The 18,984-nt window shown below is 67.4% G+C and carries 15 protein-coding genes; 4 read left to right on the top strand and 11 right to left on the bottom strand.

The features are described 5' to 3' along the window. Window positions 1-1,081: 1,081 nt before the first annotated feature. Window positions 1,082-2,815: a S53 family peptidase gene (locus HWX55_RS35355; RefSeq protein ID WP_175979032.1), complete on the top strand. Its 1,734-nt coding sequence runs from the start codon at window positions 1,082-1,084 to the stop codon at window positions 2,813-2,815. Between the two features lie 64 nt (window positions 2,816-2,879). Here HWX55_RS35355 and HWX55_RS35350 read toward each other — a convergent pair whose 3' ends face one another. The 5 genes from HWX55_RS35350 to HWX55_RS35330 form a co-directional block, all read right to left on the bottom strand. Further along, window positions 2,880-4,298 (bottom strand): MFS transporter, encoded by a 1,419-nt coding sequence (locus tag HWX55_RS35350; protein WP_175979031.1) that lies wholly within the window; start codon window positions 4,296-4,298, stop codon window positions 2,880-2,882. A 335-nt stretch (window positions 4,299-4,633) separates the two neighbouring features. Continuing rightward, a complete protein-coding gene (locus HWX55_RS35345) occupies window positions 4,634-5,470 on the bottom strand; it encodes an ABC transporter permease (RefSeq protein WP_050011405.1) in 837 nt (278 codons plus the stop codon). 37 nt (window positions 5,471-5,507) lie between these two features. Further along, complete coding sequence (locus HWX55_RS35340) at window positions 5,508-6,764, bottom strand: ABC transporter permease (protein ID WP_175979033.1); 1,257 nt, start codon at window positions 6,762-6,764, stop codon at window positions 5,508-5,510. Window positions 6,765-6,875: 111 nt separating this feature from the next. Then, entirely contained in the window at window positions 6,876-7,922 is a 1,047-nt protein-coding gene (locus HWX55_RS35335) for an ABC transporter substrate-binding protein (protein WP_050011301.1), read from the bottom strand. A gap of 76 nt (window positions 7,923-7,998) precedes the next feature. Then, entirely contained in the window at window positions 7,999-9,111 is a 1,113-nt protein-coding gene (locus tag HWX55_RS35330; RefSeq protein ID WP_175979030.1) for an ABC transporter ATP-binding protein, read from the bottom strand. 108 nt (window positions 9,112-9,219) lie between these two features. Here HWX55_RS35330 and HWX55_RS35325 point away from each other — a divergent pair, with 108 nt between their 5' ends. Continuing rightward, window positions 9,220-10,743, top strand: coding sequence for a PLP-dependent aminotransferase family protein (locus HWX55_RS35325; protein WP_175979029.1), 1,524 nt, complete (start codon window positions 9,220-9,222; stop codon window positions 10,741-10,743). A gap of 30 nt (window positions 10,744-10,773) precedes the next feature. Here HWX55_RS35325 and HWX55_RS35320 read toward each other — a convergent pair whose 3' ends face one another. From HWX55_RS35320 to HWX55_RS35300, 5 genes are all read right to left on the bottom strand, one after another. Continuing rightward, window positions 10,774-11,808 carry a lipase secretion chaperone gene (locus HWX55_RS35320; protein WP_175979028.1) on the bottom strand — a complete coding sequence of 345 codons (1,035 nt, stop codon included), beginning with the start codon at window positions 11,806-11,808 and terminating at the stop codon, window positions 10,774-10,776. Window positions 11,809-11,811: 3 nt separating this feature from the next. Next, window positions 11,812-12,906 (bottom strand): triacylglycerol lipase, encoded by a 1,095-nt coding sequence (locus HWX55_RS35315; RefSeq protein ID WP_175979027.1) that lies wholly within the window; start codon window positions 12,904-12,906, stop codon window positions 11,812-11,814. A 221-nt stretch (window positions 12,907-13,127) separates the two neighbouring features. Beyond that, the gene (locus tag HWX55_RS35310) at window positions 13,128-15,260 is read right to left on the bottom strand and encodes a TonB-dependent copper receptor (RefSeq protein ID WP_175979026.1); all 2,133 of its coding nucleotides are present in this window, start codon (window positions 15,258-15,260) and stop codon (window positions 13,128-13,130) included. Window positions 15,261-15,341: 81 nt separating this feature from the next. After that, window positions 15,342-15,710: a DUF2946 domain-containing protein gene (locus HWX55_RS35305; protein WP_175979025.1), complete on the bottom strand. Its 369-nt coding sequence runs from the start codon at window positions 15,708-15,710 to the stop codon at window positions 15,342-15,344. Between the two features lie 157 nt (window positions 15,711-15,867). Beyond that, window positions 15,868-16,404 (bottom strand): cytochrome b, encoded by a 537-nt coding sequence (locus HWX55_RS35300; RefSeq protein ID WP_175979024.1) that lies wholly within the window; start codon window positions 16,402-16,404, stop codon window positions 15,868-15,870. Between the two features lie 228 nt (window positions 16,405-16,632). Here HWX55_RS35300 and HWX55_RS35295 point away from each other — a divergent pair, with 228 nt between their 5' ends. Continuing rightward, window positions 16,633-17,271 carry a Pr6Pr family membrane protein gene (locus HWX55_RS35295; protein WP_089489725.1) on the top strand — a complete coding sequence of 213 codons (639 nt, stop codon included), beginning with the start codon at window positions 16,633-16,635 and terminating at the stop codon, window positions 17,269-17,271. 78 nt (window positions 17,272-17,349) lie between these two features. On the opposite strand, the gene HWX55_RS35290 is transcribed toward HWX55_RS35295, so the two are convergent. Next, window positions 17,350-18,084, bottom strand: coding sequence for a M23 family metallopeptidase (locus HWX55_RS35290; RefSeq protein WP_175979023.1), 735 nt, complete (start codon window positions 18,082-18,084; stop codon window positions 17,350-17,352). 416 nt (window positions 18,085-18,500) lie between these two features. On the opposite strand from HWX55_RS35290, the gene HWX55_RS35285 reads away from it, so the two are divergent. After that, the gene (locus tag HWX55_RS35285) at window positions 18,501-18,821 is read left to right on the top strand and encodes a hypothetical protein (protein ID WP_011694691.1); all 321 of its coding nucleotides are present in this window, start codon (window positions 18,501-18,503) and stop codon (window positions 18,819-18,821) included. Window positions 18,822-18,984: the final 163 nt, after the last annotated feature.

The following is an 18,984-nucleotide window of genomic DNA, read 5'->3' as shown; positions in this document are numbered from 1 at the left end:
AGCTATCGTTTCAGAAACAGCACGACACAGCCAAAAAAGGAGAGAAAGAAGACCCAGATACCCACCGAATAACCCGCAAAGCTGGTCCAAGGGGTGGGTCAGAATTCAATGCAAATCGTGGGTCAGGATTCCATGCAAATCAACACTATAGAACTGATGGATGTCGATACCCGCACGTGCGGGCGTGTCGAAATTGGCCGTGCTCGGGGTCAATCAAGCCTCCGAAAACGTTTGCGGAATAGGCCGCGCGACTTTAACCGAGCAAGGGACAAAGCCGCCATAGGACGAATATGAAATTGGTAAGAACCGGGATTTGAAGCCGAATCCATTCACGCGTCCCGATGTAGCGAAGTGGATTCCGTGTTTTCTGATACCGATTTTCTCGGTCGTAACCACGCAGCTGACTCATAGCCGTTCGCCACGCGACATGTCCGAGCCTCCCGAAGATCGAGTCCAAATGGAGCGACGGTGGAAATCGGACGTAGGCGAGCGCTACCGATTTCATTGCGACCGTACCCGGCCCGCCACGTAACGGCAGCTTCGTTCCCCCGGAACAGCTAGGGTTCCACTCATTACGTTCGAATATTTCCTCTAATCCGCGATGCCGACGCGCGATCCGAAAGCGGCCTGCAAGACTGGCCGATGCGCTGTTCCACAGTTCGGGAAACGTTTGGGGTCCGCCTGCCCCGTTGTTGTGCCTGCGCGAAGCGGTACCTGACGAGTCGCTTCCAATGACCACATAGTGCGATACGGCGCGCCGCCATTGACACGCAAACGCCATGCATCCACACACCGCTTCCCTCCGCGACCGCGCGCATTCCGATGCTGCAACGAACCACTCGTGCGTGTGAGCGACGCGTGTTGCCGCGCCGCCGTGCCGCGAACCGGTTCCGCTCACCGGCCCGCCATTACCGTCGCGCACGACGCCACGCGTGCAGTGATGCACCCCGTTGTCAGAACTGACAGCTATGGAAAATGGCAGCTACCCGAACGGCATCGACGCCCTACGCTCGTCACCGCTCGCGGCCCCACAAGGGCCGAGGGTTCCAGTAACGTCGCCTCTCCTAAAAAAGGACTCCCGATGAAAAGGAACGCGTGGTTTGCCCTTCCCCTTCCGTCGCCCCGCCGCCTTGCGTGCGTGGCACCGCTCGTGTTCGCCGCCGCCGCGGCGCACGCGGCGACGGATTGGGTCGATACCCATACGAAGGCCTTTCTGACCGGCCCGCAGTTGATGGCGCGCAGTGCGGCGCCGTCGCTCGAACTGGCAGCCGGTGAAACCACCAACGTCGTCGTCAGCCTGAAGCTGCGCAACGCCGCGCAGCTCAAGCAACTGGCGCGCGACGTGAACCGGCCCGGCAGCGCACATTACCGCCAGTACCTGACGCACGAGCAGTTCCTCGCGAACTACGCACCGACCGACGCGCAGGTGAAATCGGTCGTCGACTATCTGCACAAGAGCGGCTTCACGAACGTCGAAGTCGCGCCGAACCGGCTGCTGGTCTCCGCCAGCGGCACGGCCGGCACGGTGAAGGCCGCGTTCAACACGTCGCTCGTGCACTTCGCGTACGCGGGCCGTTCGGGCTTCGCCAATACGTCGACCGCGCAAGTGCCGCGCGCGCTCGGCGACGTGGTCGGCTCGGTGCTCGGGCTGCAAAGTGTCGCGCGGGCGCGGCCGATGCTGCGCATCGGCAACGTGGCGAAGCCGCAGGCGCTCGCGGCCGGCACGGCGACGGGCCACTATCCGAAGGAATTCCCGGGCCTCTACAACGCGACCGGCGTGCCGACCGCGGCCGGCGTGACCGTCGGCATCATCACGATCGGCGGCGTGTCGCAAACGCTGCAGGACCTGAAGCAGTTCACGTCGAGCAACGGCTACGGCACGGTCACGACGCAGACCGTCAAGACCAACGGCACGGGCGGCAGCTACAGCGACGACCAGGACGGCCAGGGCGAATGGGATCTCGACAGCCAGTCGATCGTCGGCTCGGCCGGCGGCCAGGTCGGCAAGCTGGTGTTCTACATGGCGGACCTGAACGCCGCCGGCAACACGGGCCTCACGCAGGCGTTCAACCGCGCGGTGTCGGACAACACCGCGAAGGTGATCAACGTGTCGCTCGGCTGGTGCGAAACCGATGCGGACGCGGACGGCACGCTCGACGCCGAGGAGCAGATCTTCACGACGGCCGCCGCGCAGGGCCAGACGTTCTCGGTATCGTCGGGCGACGAAGGCGTGTACGAGTGCAACAACCGCGGCTATCCGGACAGCTCGAACTACACGGTGTCGTGGCCGGCTTCGTCGCCGCACGTGCTCGCGATCGGCGGCACGACGCTCTATACGACGTCGGCCGGCGCGTTCTCGAACGAGACGGTGTGGAACGAAGGGCTCGATTCGAACGGCAAGCTGTGGGCGACGGGCGGCGGCGTCAGCACGATCCTGCCCGCACCGTCGTGGCAGTCGGGCAGCAATCGCCGGCTGCCGGACGTCGCGTTCGATGCCGCGCAAAGCACGGGCGCGTACATCTACAATTACGGTCAGTTGCAGCAGATCGGCGGCACGAGCCTCGCCGCGCCGATCTTCACGGGCTTCTGGGCACGTCTGCTCGCGGCGAACGGCACGGGCCTCGGCTTCCCGGCCGGCAACTTCTATGCGGACATTCCGTCGCATCCGTCGCTCGTGCGCTACGACGTCGTGTCGGGCAACAACGGCTACCAGGGGTATGGCTACAAGGCCGGCACCGGCTGGGATCTGACGACCGGCTTCGGCAGCCTGAACATCGCGAACCTCAACCAGCTGATCAAGTCGGGTGGGTTCTGAGCGATGCATGAAGACCGGCGCGCGGCGATCGCTTGCCGCGCGCCGGTTGTGACCGTCCCGCGCGCTACTCCGTCGCCGGCTCCTCCACGCGTTCCGACACGACCGGCGCGCCGGCCCGATGCGACGGCGCGAACAGCCGCAGCCCACTCGCGACGCTCGCCGCGCCCGCGAAACCCGCACCGAGCATCAACGCAAGCGTCGGCCCGTGGCGGCCCGCGATCCCGAACGACAGCGCAACCAGCGCCGCACCCGTCGCCTGCCCGATCAGCCGTGCGGTCGCGATGATCCCGCTCGCGCCGCCGCTGCGTTCGGGCGGCGCGCTCGACATCAGCGCTTTCAGGTTCGGCGACTGGAAGAAGCCGAAGCCCGCGCCGCACAGCATCATTCGCCAGCCGATGTCGACGACGCCCGGCGACACCGGCAGCGCGGCAAGCGACACCATCCCCGCACTCAGCAACGCGAGGCCGATCGCGCCGAGCAGCCCGGGTGGATAACGGTCCGACAGCCGCCCCGCGATCGGCGCGGCGAGCGCGACGATCGCCGACCACGGCGTCATCAGGAATCCCGTCTCGACCGCACTGCGATGCAGGACGGTTTCGAAATAGAACGGCAGCGACACGAACGCGAGCCCCTGCGCGGCGAACGCGCAGACGGCGGTCAGCGCGGACAGCGTGAACACGGGCCGGCGGAACAGGTCGACCGGCAGCATCGGCGCCGGATGCCCGGCCTGGCGGCGGATCAGCAGCCAGCCGAATGCGAATGCCACCGCGGCCGCGGCGAACACGACGGAGAGCGGCCCGCGCTGCGCGAATTCGCCGAGCGCGAAAATCAGCGACGCGAACGTGATCACGTTGAACAGCGCGGCTACCGGATCGAATGCATGCTTGCCGCGCGCCGTCTGCGGCAGCGACGGCATCGCCACCGCGAGCGCGAACACGCCGAGCGGCACGTTCACCGCGAACAGCCACGGCCACGCGGCCACCGACAGGATCAGCGACGCGATCGTCGGCCCCACCGCGAACGACACGCCGACGACGAGCGCGTTGAAGCCGACGCCGCGCCCGAGCCGGTGCGCGGGAAACAGGCCGCGGATCAGCGCGACGTTGACGCTCATGATCGCGCTCGCGCCGAAGCCCTGCACGATGCGCGCGGCCGTCAGCATCGGCAGCGTCGACGCGAGCGAACAGCCGAGCGACGCCAGCGTGAACACCGCCAGCCCGGCGACATACACGCGCTTGTGGCCGACGATGTCGCCGAGCGACGCGAACGGCAGCAGCGTCGCGACCATCGCGAGCTGGTATGCGTTGATGATCCACACGGACGCGGCCGGCGACGCATGCAGGTCGGTCGCGATGGCGGGCAGCGCGGTGTTCGCGATCGCGGTGTCGAGCGTCGCGAGCGCGACGGCCAGCAGCACGGCGGACATCGCGCGCCAGTTGACGGCCGGCTCGTGCGCGCCGGCGGGGGAAGCAAATTCGGACAAGATGGGCTCGGCTGACGAGCGACGCGCGGCGTCGCGGATTGAGCGGTGCGGCGGCGGGCGTACCGGACGGCAAGACCGGCGCGCGCGTTGCCGCGATCCGTATTGTTGCAGAGCCGCATCGAACGTGCAGGCGGCCGCTTCATCAGTCAGCGAAACGAAAGCTTGCGGGATGCCGTGCCTGGCGCGCGGCATCGTTGAGTGCACAACGATCGACGATCCGGCGGCTGCCGAGCGGCCTGTCGGGCTCGCGCGCAGCTTCGTCGTGTCGTCGCCGGCGGCCGGCCCGGCCGCGGCTGCCGGCGACGCCGTCGCGCCATCACGTCAGGTCGATCAAGTCACGACACCGCACGCCGCGCATTGCGGCCGCGCAGCCATTCGAGCGCGAGCAGCAGGCTCGTCGAGAAGATGATCAGGATCGTGGCGAGCGCAGCGATCGTCGGACTGATGTTCTCGCGGATGCCCGTGAACATCTGGCGCGGCAGCGTCGTCTGGTCGGCGCCCGCGAGGAACAGCGTGACGACCACTTCGTCGAACGACGTCGCGAACGCGAACAGTGCGCCCGACATCACGCCCGGCGCGATCACCGGCAGCGTCACGCGGAAGAACGTCGTGACCGGATTCGCGCCGAGCGACAGGCTCGCGCGCACGAGGTTATGGTTGAAGCCCTGCAGCGTCGCGGCCACCGTCGTCACGACGAACGGCACGCCGAGCGCCGCGTGCGCGGCGATCAGCCCCGTGTAGGTATTCGCGAGCCCGAGCGGCGCGAAGAACAGGTACATGCCGACGCCGACCACGACGACCGGCACGATCATCGGCGACAGCAGCACGGCCATCAGCAGCCCTTTGCCGCGGAAGTCGGCTTTCGTCAGGCCGATGGCCGCGAGCGTGCCGAGCACCGTCGCGACGACGGTCGCCGACGGCGCGACGATGAAGCTGTTTTTCGCGGCCATCCGCCATTCGTCCGATGCGAGCAGGTTCTCGTACCAGCGCGTCGAAAAACCGGGGATCGGATAGACGAGGAACGTGCTCGACGAGAACGACAGCGGCACGATCGCGAGCACCGGCAGGATCAGGTACAGCAGCGTCAGCACGACGAGCACGCGCAGCGCGACGTACCACGCGCGCTCGACGAACGACATGTGCGGCGCGAACAGCGGCCTGGCGAGTTTCATGGTCGGCATCCCCTTCCCGTTTCCCTGTGCCCGGCGCTCAGCCGAGGCTCACGTTGGTGCGCGTGAAGCGCCCGTACACCGCATACAGCACGAGCGTCGCCGCGAGCAGCAGCCCGCCGAGCGCACACGCCATGCCCCAGTTGATCGTCACGTTCGTGAAGTACGCGACGTAGTAGCTGACCATCTGGTCGTTCGGCCCGCCGAGCAGCGCGGGCGTGATGTAGTAGCCAATCGCGAGGATGAACACGAGCAGCGCGCCCGCGCCGACGCCCGGATAGGTCTGCGGCACGTACACGCGCCAGAACGCGGCGAACGGATGGCTGCCGAGCGACACGGCCGCGCGCTGGTAGGTCGGCGGAATCGACTTCATCACGCTGTAGAGCGGCAGGATCATGAACGGCAGCAGGATGTGCGTCATCGAGATATACACGCCGACGCGATTGAACAGCAGCGTCAGCGGATGCGAGATCAGCCCGCTGCCGAGCAGCGCCGTGTTGATCAGCCCTTCGCTCTGCAGCAGCACGATCCACGCGGCGACGCGCACGAGCACCGACGTCCAGAACGGAATCAGCACGAGGATCATCACGAGGTTCGCGCGTCGTTCCGACAGCGTCGAGATCCAGTATGCGAGCGGATAGCCGAGCAGCAGCGCGAACAGCGTGACGGCCACGCCGATCACGAACGTGCGGCCGAAGATCGCGACGTAGATCGACTGGTCGGGGTCGGCCTGCACGATGTGGCCGAAGCCGTCCTGCTTGTGGTCGAGCGCGGCGAGCAGATAGAACGGCGACACCTGGCTGCCGTTCTTCGCAATCGACTGCCAGTACGCGACGTCGCCCCAGCGCGCATCGAGATCGATGAATTTCGCGCGCGTCTGCGCCGGCGTCAGCGCCGCGTCATTGTCGCCCTTCAGCGGCATCGCGCGCGCCGTCTTCGCGACGAGCGAGCGATAGCCGGGAATCTCGGTGTTCAGGCGCCGTGCGAGCGCGCCCATCGCTTCGCTGTCGGACACCTTCGTCATGTCGGCCGCGAGCGCGACATAGGCCGCATCCGCCGGCGGCGTCTCGCGATCCCAGCCCGACAGCGCGGCGACCGTGTTCGGCAACGCGGTCGCGATCTCCGGGTTCTGCACCGCGCGCGTGAGCAGCGTGCCGATCGGCACGACGAAAATCAGCAGCAGGAAAATCGCGAGCGGCGCAATCAGCAGCAGCGCCATCGTGCGCTTGCGGGACTCGGCGGCCTTCAGCTCGCGCTTTAGCGCGGCGGTCGACGGCGAGGAAGGCGCGATCGTCATCGTATTCAAGAGTTCTCTCCGGCCGAGCACGTTCCGGCGGAATGCCGCGCGACGCGATCGACGCGTCGCGCGGCCGGTTGCATCACGACACCCGTGAGGATGCCTGACCGCTTACTTCGTTGCCCACGCGGCGAAGCGCTGTTCGAGCTCGTCGCTGTGGTCGGTCCAGAAGCCGATGTCCTCCAGTACCGCATTCTTACCGTTGGCCGGCGAGTTCGGCAGGTTCGCGAGCGTCTTCGCATCGAGCGCCTTGATCGCGGCGACGTTCGTCGGGCCGTACGCGATGTGCTGCGCATACGCCTGCTGCGGCTTCGGCGTCAGCGAATACGCGATGTATTGCTCGGCCAGCGCCTTGTTCGGCGAGCCCTTCGGAATCGCCCAGTAGTCGAGGTCGTAGATGCTGCCGTTCCACACGACCTTCAGGTTCTTGCCTTCCTTCTGCGCGGCGTCGATGCGGCCGTTGTACGCGGTCGACATCACGACGTCGCCGGCGACGAGGAACTGCGGCGGCTGCGCGCCCGCTTCCCACCACTGGATGTACGGCTTCAGCTCGTCGAGCTTCTTGAACGCGCGATCCTGGCCGGCCTTCGTGCCGAGCACCTTGTAGACGTCCTTCGTCGCGACGCCGTCGGCCATCAGCGCGAATTCGAGGTTGTACCGCGCGCCCTTGCGCATCCCTCGCTTGCCGGGGAATTTCTTCACGTTCCAGAAATCGGCCCAGCCGGTCGGCGCAGACTTCAGCTTGTCCGCGTTGTACGACAGCGCGGTCGACCACACGAAGAAGCCCACGCCGCACACCTGCGGCGCTTCCGGAATCAGGTCGGATTTCTTCGCGATCTTCGACCAGTCGAGCTTCTCGTACAGCCCTTCGTCGCAGCCGCGGTTCAGGTCGCCCGACTCGACTTCGACCACGTCCCAGTTGACGTGCTTCGCCTCGACCATCGCCTTCACCTTCGCCTGCTCGCCGTTGTACTCGACGGCCGTGACCTTGTTACCGGTCGCCTTCTCGAACGGCTGGTTGAACGCGGCCTTCTGCGCGTCGCCGTTCGCGCCGCCGAAGTTGACGACCGTGAGTTCGGCAGCGCTGGCCGATGCGCCAAACGCGACCAGGGCCAGCGCGAGCGCCGTACGGCGCGCGGTAAAGCTTGCTCGTTTCATGATGGTTCCTCTCCTCTCGTGGTGGAAGTGGGCTTTGTTGTTGACGACGTGCTGCGGAAAACCGGGTAAACCATGCTCACGCGAACACGCGCAGGTGTTCGGGAGAGAACGCAAGCGAAATCGGTGCGCCGGGCGAAAACGCGTCGAGCGCACCGGTGCCGAGCGGCACCTTCACGAAGCATTCGTCCTGGCCCGGCAGTGCGCAGCGCATGCGCACGTGATCGCCGAAATAGATGAGGCCGCGCGCCTCGCCGCTCACGCAATTGGCGGCGGCGCCATTCGCGCCATTCGGGCCGTTCGAGCCATGTGCGGCGAGGCTCATGCGCTCGGGGCGGATGCACGCGACGGCCGGCGCGCCCTCGGCGGCTTCGCCGATATGGCGGCCGACGAGCTTCGTGCCGTCGTCGAGCCGGAATTCGCAGAATTCGCCGTCGACGCGCGCAATGGTGCCGCGCAGCCGGTTGCTATCGCCGATGAAGTTCGCGACGAATTCGTTGCACGGCGATTCGTACAGGCGGTCGACGGTGTCGAGCTGCTGCACGATGCCCTTGTCGAACACGGCGACGCGATCGGACATCGTCAGCGCTTCGCCCTGGTCGTGCGTCACGTACACGAAGGTCACGCCGAGCTTTTCATGCAGCGCCTTCAGTTCGTACTGCATGTGTTCGCGCAACTGCTTGTCGAGCGCGCCGAGCGGCTCGTCCATCAGCACCAGCTTCGGCTCGAACACGAGCGCGCGGGCCAGCGCGATGCGCTGCTGCTGGCCGCCCGACAGTTGCGCCGGATAGCGTTTCGCGAAGCGTTCCATCTGCACCATCTTCAGCGCATGCGCGACGCGCTCCGCGCGCTCGCCGGCCGGCAGCTTGCGCACCGTCAGCGGATACGCGACGTTCTGCTCGACCGTCAGGTGCGGAAACAGCGCGTAGTTCTGGAACACCATGCCGATGTTGCGCTTGTGCGGCGGCACGGTGTTCAGCAGCTCGCCGTCGAGGCGGATCTCGCCGCCGGTCGGGAATTCGAAGCCGGCCAGCATCATCAGGCAGGTCGTCTTGCCCGAGCCGGACGGCCCGAGCAGCGTCAGGAATTCCCCTCGGTGGATGTCGAGGTCGAGCGATTTGACGACCAGCGTCTCGCCGTCGTAGGTCTTCCGCACGCCGCGAAAGCTGACGATCACATCATCGGACTTCATCGTGGCTGTCCCCTTGCTGCGCAACAAAACGTTTTTGAGATGGACCCACTATACGGCCCGCACGGTTCTATACTAGGGAACCATTTCAATATTCCTAGTAGGACCACTTTGGATACCGTGATCCTCGCCGACTGGCTGTCCGCCCGTCTGGACCGCAGCTCGCCCGAACCGATGTACCGGCAACTGCTGCAACTGATGCAGCAGGCCATCCTGACCGGCGAATTGGGGCCCGGCACGAAGCTGCCGAGTTCGCGCACGCTCGCGGGCGACCTGTCGATCGCGCGCAATACGGTGCTGCACGTATACGACCAGCTGACGGCCGAAGGCTACGTGCTGACGACGACCGGCAGCGGCACCTACGTGGCCGACACCCGGCCGGACGCCGCCGCGATTCGCGTGCCGGGCGCCGCGCCGCCGGCGTCGGCCACTGGCGAACCGCCGCCGCCCGACGCGCAGCGCAGCCTGTCGATGCGCGGGCGGCAACTGGTCGAGCATGCGGGCGTGTCGCGGCGCCAGTGGGGGGCGTTCATGCCGGGCGTGCCGGACGTGTCGGAATTCCCGAGCCGCACGTGGAGCCGGCTGCAGGCGCGACTGTGGAAGGAAGCCAACCCGGAGCTGCTGACCTATGCGCCGGGCGGCGGCTACCGGCCGCTGCGGCGCGCGCTGGCCGACTACCTGCGCGTCGCACGCTCGGTCAAATGCTCGCCGGACCAGGTGATCATCACGACCGGTATTCATCAGTCGATCGATCTCGCGGTGCGGCTGCTGTCCGACATCGGCGATCGCGCGTGGGTCGAGGAACCGTGCTACTGGGGCGTGCGCAGCGTGCTGCAGGCGGCCGGCCTCACGCTCGCGCCGGTGCCGGTCGACCAGGAAGGGCTCGACCCGCGCGCGAGCGACATGCAGCATCCGCCGCGGCTCGTGCTCGTCACGCCGTCGCACCAGTACCCGCTCGGGATGGTGATGAGCCTCGCGCGGCGCCGCATGCTGCTCGAATATGCGCGCCAGCACCGCTGCTGGATCATCGAGGACGACTACGACAGCGAATTCCGTTACGGCAGCCGCCCGCTCGCGTCGCTGCAGGGACTCGACGAGGGGGGCCGCGTGATCTACGTCGGCAGTCTCGGCAAGATGCTGTTCCCGGGGTTGCGGATGGGCTACATGGTCGTGCCCGAGCATCTGGTCGACACCTTCCGCACCGGGCTGTCGGAGCTGTATCGGGAAGGCCAGCTGATGCAGCAGGCCGTGCTCGCCGAATTCATCATGGACGGCCACCTCACTTCGCACGTCAGACGAATGCGCACGCTGTACGGCGAGCGCCGGCAACTGATGATCGACGCGATCCGCGCGCGCTTCGGCGACGCGCTGCCGGTGATGGGCGACGAGGCCGGCCTGCATCTGGTGCTCGGCCTGCCCGACGCGTGCGACGATCGCGCGGTCACGCAGAGCGCATTCGACGCGGGCGTGATCGTGCGCCCGCTCACCAGCTACTACAGCAACGTCGACACCGCGCGGCAGGGTTTGCTGCTCGGCTATGCATGCGTCGCGCACGAAGGCATCCGCCCCGCGTTCGACACGCTGGCCGATACCATCGAGCAACATCTGCCGCGGAACATCACGCGCGCCGCGTGAAGCCTGCGGCACACGGCAGCGCCCGCTTCGTCAATGCGCGCTGCCCGCGCCGCGATCGAGCGACGCCGCGCGCACGGCTTCGCCGGGCTTCGTGAACACACGCTGCCGCAGCGCGGCGATCTGCGCGTCGCGATCCTGCGGCGACAGGCCGGCCGACTCGATCAGCGCACGCTGCGCCGCGTAGTCCGCGTAACGGCTCTGCCACGACGCATCGTCCTGCTGCATCTGCGCGACGCGCGCGGCGGCCTCGGGGCCGAGCGTCTGCGTCAGTTGCGCGCGCATCGCGTCGGGCGTCGCGCCGCGCTTCTGCAATTGCGCGATCTGGTCGATCGCGGCGCGCTGTTGGTCCACCCGCTGCTGCGCCGCCCGTTCGTCGGCCGGCATCTGCTGCTCGAGCGCCGCGAGCCGCTCGGCCTTCTGCGCGTCGGTCAATGAGCGATCCTGAGTGATCTTCAATCGTGCGAGGTCGTAGCGCTGCCGCCACTGCTCCGCGCCGAAGAACGGCTGGCTCCAGTCGCCGAGCGTGCGATACGCGATCGACGCGCGCTGGTCGAGCGCGAGCTGCAACGCGCCCAGGTCGGACTTGTCGACCGCGCCGGCATCGCTCAATTTGGCGAGCGCATCGAGATACGCGCGATACCGGTGCCACACGTCGAGCGCCTCGGCCTGCGCGACCGTGCCGTCGAGCTGCGCGGCGATCTCGCGTACGACGAACGCATCGAGCGCCACCGCGCTCAGGTCGCTCTGCGCGGTCAGGCAATAGTCGAAGAAATCGCGCACCGCGCGCGACTTCGCGAGATGGCCGCCGACATCGAGCGGCAGGCGCGGCGCGCTGGAACCGGCGAGCGACGTCGGCAAACCCGCACTGGCCGGTACGACCGGCTGCGGCGCGGCGGCCGCCACGCGGCCCGTCGCGGGCGCATCCGGCACGTCACCCGCGGCGCCCGTGCCGCGATGCGATCCCGCCGCGCTCCACATCGCGAAGCCGGCAATCGCCGCCAGCCCCACGACACCATAGATCGCCGCGCGCCGCGCCAGCGGCGCGCGCCCTTCACGTGCCGCCATCGATCACACGCCCGCGAGTTTCAACCGGTTCGCATGCGTGCGGATCACCGCGACCGGATCTTCCGCATACGCGCCGCGCACGCCGAGCAACTGGTTGATCTCGTCGATGTGGTTCCACTTGTAGCTCGTGCTCAACACCTTGCCGTACAGCGCGCTGCACTTCGATACGAGCCCGTCGTTCTGGCCCGAGCCGCGGTTGATCATCACCGTGCCGGTTCCATACAGCGCAAGCGTCGACAGATCGAGCGCGTTCGCCGGATCGATCACCGGAATCGTGCTCGTGTCCGTCGCGCCCGTCGCGCCGAGCACGGAAAGCGTCGGCTGGATCGCCGTGCCGGCCCACGAATACAGCAGATGCGTGTTGCCGCCGACGGTTTCGGTCGGTGCACCGGTCTGGCAGCTCCCTGGCGCGCCGAGGCCCGCGCTCGGATAGTTCTGGTTGTAGGCAGCGGCCTGCGCGGTCGTCAGCGTCTTCAGTGCAGCGAGGGCATCCTGGTTCGTATTGTGGCTGCTGTTCGTCAGGATCCCGAATACATTGACGAACGCGGCGATCACCGTCGACGACAACCCGGTCGGATCGTATGCGAGCACGCCCTGCACGAAGTCGGCGAACTCGGAGCCGCGATGCGGCGTGCCGATCGTCGTCACCGACGCGACGAGATCGGGTGCGACGGCCGCGACATAGCGCGACGTCAGCCCGCCCTGGCTGTGCCCGACGAGATTGACCTTGGTCGCGCCGGTCGCAGCGAGCACCGTCTTCACGTAAGCGAGCAGTTGTTCGCCGCGCCCGTTCGGGCCGTCGTCGCTCTGGAAGCCCGACAGGTTCGCGACGTAGACGGTCGCGCCATGCTGCTGCAGGTCTTCCTGGATGCCGTACCAGTAGTCGAGTACGCCCGCATACTTGTCGGTGCCGGTCAGCCCGTGCACGAGAATGATCGGATAGCGCGTCGTCGCATAGTCGTCGGCGGGCGCGGTTGCCGCCATCGCCGTGTGCGTCGTCGCGAGCGTCGTCAGCGCGGTCGTCGCCGCGAACGGCGCGACGCTCATCGCGCATGCCACTGCCCCTGCCATTACCCTGGAACGCATCGATCTGGCCATGCATGTTCTCCTGATTATTGTGCTGCCGGTGCGAATGACACCGGATCGACACGCACGCCGCATTGCGCGCACCGCGCGGGTCGAATGCGGGAGTGAAGCACGACTCGCGAACGTTTGCGCCCCGACTAGATACGGTTCTCTAATCGGTTGACGCGCGCCGCCCGTTCGGGCGGTGCGGCGTCCAGGCACGCGCATGCTGCGACGCACACGCGCGATGCACGCTACAGCTTCGCGCTCACGCGCACCCATGCGGTACGCCCCGGCTCCATCACCGGCGCGTTCGCCGGATAGCCGAAACCGGCATTGCCGGCGAGGTTCAAATGCTCGGTGTAGGCCTTGTTCAGCACGTTGTCGACGCCGACCGAGATCTGCACGGTCTTGCTGACGTTGTACTGCGTATGCAGCGACAGCACGCCGAATCCGGCGCTCGGGCCGAAGTCCTTGCCGACTACGTTGCCCTCGTTCGGCGCATAGCGATGCTGCGGTGCAACGATGCGCCACAGGCCGCCCGTCGACCATGCGCCGCGCGTGTATTCGAGCCCGATGCGCGCTTCGAGCGGCGGCATCTGCGGCAGCGGATCGCCGCTCGCCACGTTGCGCCCCCACGCATACGCGAGCGACGTCTCGACGCGCAGCGGCGCAACCGGCCGCCACGACACGCCGGCTTCGCCGCCCATGATCTGCGCGTTGACGTTGGTCGCTTGCGTGGTCGGGCCCATCATGCCGGCCGCATAGTTGAACAGGATGAAGTCCTGTACGTAGCCCGCGTACGCGGACACCCACGCATCGAAGCGGTCGCTCTTGTATTGCGCGCCGACGTCGAGCTGGGTGGTTTTCTCCGGCTGCACCGCCGAGAACGCGTTGACCGAACCGGCCGGCCCGCGCGTCGCGGAAAACAATTCCCAGTAGTCCGGATAACGCTCCGCGTGGCCGATCCCCGCGTACCACGTGACGGGCAGCGACGCGAGATCGCGCTCGTAGCGCACGAAGCCGCTCGGCAGCACCTTCGTCCGATCGTCGTCGAACGTCGGATTCGGCTTGCTCGTCATCATCCCGCGCGTCATCGCGCGCTTGTCGCGTGCGCTCGCATAGTCGACGCGCGCGCCGCCGATCACGCGCGCGACGTCGCTCGCATACCACGTCAGCTCGCCGAACACGCCCGCATTCCACATCGTCGCCTGCGCATCCCACGGCTGGTTTCCGTAGTTCTGCCGCCCCATCGACGAACGCGAATCGAGCCGGTTCGACTGCGCATCGACACCCGTGACGAGCTTGACGTCGTCGCCGAAGCGCAACGTCGCGGCCGCACGCGCGCCGACCGTGCGGCGGCGCACGTCCGCGGCCATGCGCATCGGCATGCTGCTCGTCGGGTCGGGCTGCCGCAACGTGTAGTTGTCCATCACGTGATCGGCTTCGTTGTAGTACACGCGCACCTCGATCCGGTCGAGCACGTCGCCCAGATGCCGCTTGTCGAACGACAGCCCGAACGTCTCGCGGCGGAAATGCGCGCCGTCCATCCCGCGGCCCGCATAGCGCGCATAGCCGTCGCCGGTGCCGGCGGTCAGCTCGACACGCGTATGGTCGTCGGGCGTCCAGCCGAGCGCGGCATCGGCGTTCCATTTGTCCCACTGCGACGGCACGGTGTTACCGTTGCCGTCCTGGTAGTCCTGCGAATGCGCGTGGTTCGCGGTGACGCGGCCATAGACGTCCGGCGTGCCGGCGGTCAAGTCGAGGTTCTGGTCGTTGCGGCCGAACGATCCGCCGACGAGGCTGCCGTCGAAGCGCATGCCGGGGCGCTCGAAACGCGGCGTCACGCGTTCGAACAGCACGGTGCCGGCCGACGCGCCCGGACCGTACAGCACGGTCTGCGGCCCCTTCACGACGGTGACCTTGTCATAGCTTTCCGGCGCGATGTACGACGTCGGCGCATCCATCCGGTTCGGGCACGCGCCGAGCGTCGGCATCCCGTTCGCGAGGATGTTCAGCCGCGATCCGAACATCCCGCGCAGCACGGGGTCGCCGTTCGTGCCGCCGCTGCGGATCGACGTGAAGCCCGGAATCGTCTTCAGGTAATCGGCGCCGTCGCTGGCGGGCAGCGGCTGGCGCGGCGCCTTCGGATCGGTGACGACGACGAGCGGCGTCGATAGCGGCGACGCGACGACTTCGACGGGCGGCAGCAGCATGGCCGCATCGCCCGTCGGCGCACCGGCAGCCCGCGTGGTGTCGGCGGCGGCAGCGCTCGCGGCCAGCGCGCCGACGGCCAGCGCGGGAACGGTGAGTTTCAGCATGCGCGGCAGAGGCCGCGCACCGGCATTGCGTGGCGCCTGCGGCGCACGCAACTGGAAATTGGTCATGATCGAAAGCCCGAGTGACGCCCTCCACGCGGCCTCGACGGTCGCACGGATATCGGCGGTGATAAGAACGGAAGAAACGCGTCAGGCGCGCTCGGGCGGTGCGCGCGGATAGGCGCGCGGATAGCGGTCGCCGCGCGCCGCGACGGCAGGCGACGCGGCGGCGGAAACGGAAACGACGGGAAGGGAGTCGACCGACACGGCGGCAGGCGCGCCGATGGCCGGGCTATGCGCGAAGAAACCGCAGTAGCCGCACGCGTCGAGATGCAGCGCATGATCGTGCATGCCGCGCGCATCGGACGGACGATGCGCACCATGCTCGGTACTGCAGACGATCGCCTCGGGCGTGGCCGCCTGGGCGATACGCCACTGCGACACCAGCGGCGCCGCGATCGCGATCCAGATCGCGAGCAGGCCAAGCCAGGCAGTCAGGTGACGATGTCGGTGCAGCATGTACGGCAACGAGTCAGCGGAATGTAAAAAACAGCCGCGATGTTACAGAATGTTCAACGTGATGGCCAGTGCGGGCGCACGGTAAACGAACCGGGGGCGCATGGTTGTCAACACAACCATGCGCCCCCGCGTACTGCGCGTGCCGGCAGCCGGACGATCAGGGCATCATGCGGCGCAGCACGTCGTCGCGCCGGATGAAATGATGGTAGAGCGCGGCCAGCGCATGCAGGCCGATCACGAAGTAGAACGCATTGCCGATCAGCTCGTGCACCTCCTTGATCGTCGGCCGCAGCGCCTTGTCGGGGCCGAACAGCGTGAACGACACGCCGAGCCAGTCGAGCGACACCGGCTTGCCGCCCATGTTGATCGTCATGATGCCGAGCAGCGGCTGCGCGATGACGAACGCGTAAAGCGCACAATGCGCGAGCTTCGACAGCCAGCGCAGCAGCGTCGCCTGCGGAATCGGTTCCGGCACGCGGCTGACGACGCGCCACAGCACGCGCAGCACCGATAGCACGAGGACGAACGTACCGGCCGTCAGGTGCACGCTCATCCAGAACGCCCGGCTGTCGCTGCCCTTCGGTCCGCGGATCTCGATGGCCAGGTAGGCCAGCGCAACCAGCAGGAAGATGGCCCAGTGGAAGAAGATCGCGGGCGAGCTGTAGCGCGTCTGTTTCGCGAGGATGTTTTTCATGCTTCGTCTCGTGTCGTATTCGGGGAGGGGCGCCCACTGCAAACGGCCTGCGCCCGGCAAAGCTGTGGCGATTGTAGCCGCACGGGCGTCCGGTTTTGCACGGTGCGGTCAAATATCCGATGAATCGTCGGCGCGCGCCGCGTGACGGCTTGCCCTATGGAAAATCCGCATCGCGCGCCCGGGCGGCTGTGGCACGATGAAGCTTTGGTGCGACGGCGCGCGGGCATCATGAGCAAAGCGTTCTTCGTTGCGGCCTACCGGCTGATCGCCGCGTTGCTCGCGGTGTCCACCACGCTGCACAGCGTCGCCGACTACTGGCGCCTGCCAAGCTTCCATCTCGGCAACTACCTCAGCTACTTCACGCAACTGAGCAGCCTCTACGCGGCCGCGATACTGGCCGCGGGGCTGTGGCGCATCGCGCGCCCCGGCTCGGCCCGCTACGAATCGATGCGCGGCGCGGCCGTGCTGTACGTGCTGATCACCGCGATCGTCTACGAGCTGCTGCTTGCGCGGCTCGATGCGCTGCTCCACGTCACGCCGGCGTTCAACAACTGGGTATTGCACCGGATCGTGCCGCTCGTGATGCTGTGCGACTGGCTGTATGTCGAACCGCGCTCGCCGATTCCGCGCCGCAGTGCGTTCGCGTGGCTCGGCTTTCCGGTCGTCTATCTCGGCTATACGCTCGTGCGCGGCGCGGTGGAGAACTGGTACCCCTACCCGTTCGTCGATCCGCGGCCGCACGGCTACCTGCCCGTCGCGATCCAGTGTTCGCTGATCGCGCTCGGCGCGGTGGCGCTCGCGTTGTGCATTTGCTGGCTCGGTAATCATGCGAGACAGTCTGGCAGCGCGACGCTTAAGGAAGGATGAAGGCGGAAAGGTGAATGAGGCGGGGGAGAAAGGCGGGAACGTGTGCGCCGCCCGGCGCACACGTGGCGATGCCGACGATCAGCCGCCGTTGCGCGGCAGGAAGTTCATCGGATCGACGACCTTGCCGTTCTGGCGGACTTCGAATTCGAACGTCGAACGACCGCTCGCGTCGGCGCCCATTTCGGCGACCGGCTGGCCCTGACGCACCGCGTCGCCTTCGTTGACGAGCAGCTTGCCGTTGTGCCCGTAGGCCGTGATGAGCCCGTTGTCGTGCTTCAGGATCACGAGCGGACCGTATGCCTTGACGCCGGTGCCGGCGTACACGACGCGCCCGTTTGCCGCGGCCCGCACCGAATGGTCGGGCCCGGATGCGGCGATCACGACGCCGCGCGTCTTGCCGGCCGAGAACGGCGTCGCGACGACGCCCGTGGCCGGCCATGCGAGCGAGCCCGGCTGGGCGGCCGCCGCGGGCGGTTGCCCGTACGAGGTGGCGGCCTGCGGCGGCGCAACCCGCAATACCTGGCCCGGCGACACGGCGTCCGTGGGCGCCATGCGGTTCCAGTTGGCAACGTCCTGCACGCGCTGCCCGTAGGCGTTCGCGATGCCCGCCAGCGTATCGCCGGGGTTCACGCGGTAATAACCGGCAATCACGCCCGGCGTCGCCGCCGACGTGGACGCCGGCTGGCGCGTGGGCTGCCAGCTGTCGGTCCACGGCGTCATCGTGCAGCCCATCAGCGCGATGGCCGCGGCGACGAGCGCCGCCTGCGGCAGCCAGCGCGTGAGCGCGTCGTGGATGGGAATAGTTTCTCTCAAGGGTCCTCCCGGATTTGCGTCGTTGCGCCGCCCACCGCCCCCCGGCGCGCGACGCACGATGTCCGGCCGAACGGCCGGATCAATCAGTATCCGACCGCTTTCGCGGCCGTCAGTTTCCACAGCGGAACGTGGTGCGAAGCGCTCATCGGCCCTTTTTCGCATCGTCCCGATCGGCAAAGATACCATTTGTCGCGGTCAAGGCCCCGCCAGTTGCCCGATCCGGAAACAATCTTGCGGCGTCGCACGGGCGCCGGCGGCCTGCTGGCCGGGCCGGGCGGGCCGCCCAGTGGCTGCTCGCGGTTTGTCGCGGAGGCGCACCGCCGCCTGCCGTATCGGCGGCGTCATATTGTCCGCTTCGATCGCCGCCTATACTCGGTGATGCGCAGCGCGATCCAACGACAACGAGGACCATGACAATGAATAACGCGACGTTTCTCTCCGTGCAGCTCGACGCCGACGATTTCGCCGGTTCCAGCGGTCTGGTCGAATTGCTCAACCGGCACCTGCTGTTCGCGACCGACGTCGCCGAAGCGGCCGATGCGCTCGTCCAGCTGGCGAGCGTCACGCACCTGACCGGCGCCACGCGTCACAGCGTCGAGCTGCCGGTCCTCGCGATCGAACGGCTGCGCGACGCGCTCGACACGCTGAGCGGTTACGACGAAACGTGGCTGCAGGTGCTGGAACCGGCGGAAGCGCTGTTCCGCGATATCGGGCGCGGCAGACGCCCGCTGCACTGAACGACGGCGCATTGCGCGCCGCATCGAGTAGGGTGAGGGGTTACCCCCTCAGCCCTCTCACACCACCGTACGTGCGGGTCCGCATACGGCGGTTCAGTTAATGCTCTGGAGGCGATCCACCGTGCGGCGGATCGAGATCAGTCCCCGTGCATCGAAGTAGGCA

It is taken from the genome of Burkholderia sp. BCC1047, from assembly GCF_902833155.1.
Taxonomy (GTDB): domain Bacteria; phylum Pseudomonadota; class Gammaproteobacteria; order Burkholderiales; family Burkholderiaceae; genus Burkholderia; species Burkholderia sola.
The sequence above is the reverse complement of the archived record's forward strand: the minus strand, read 5'-3'. Positions and strand labels throughout refer to the sequence as shown.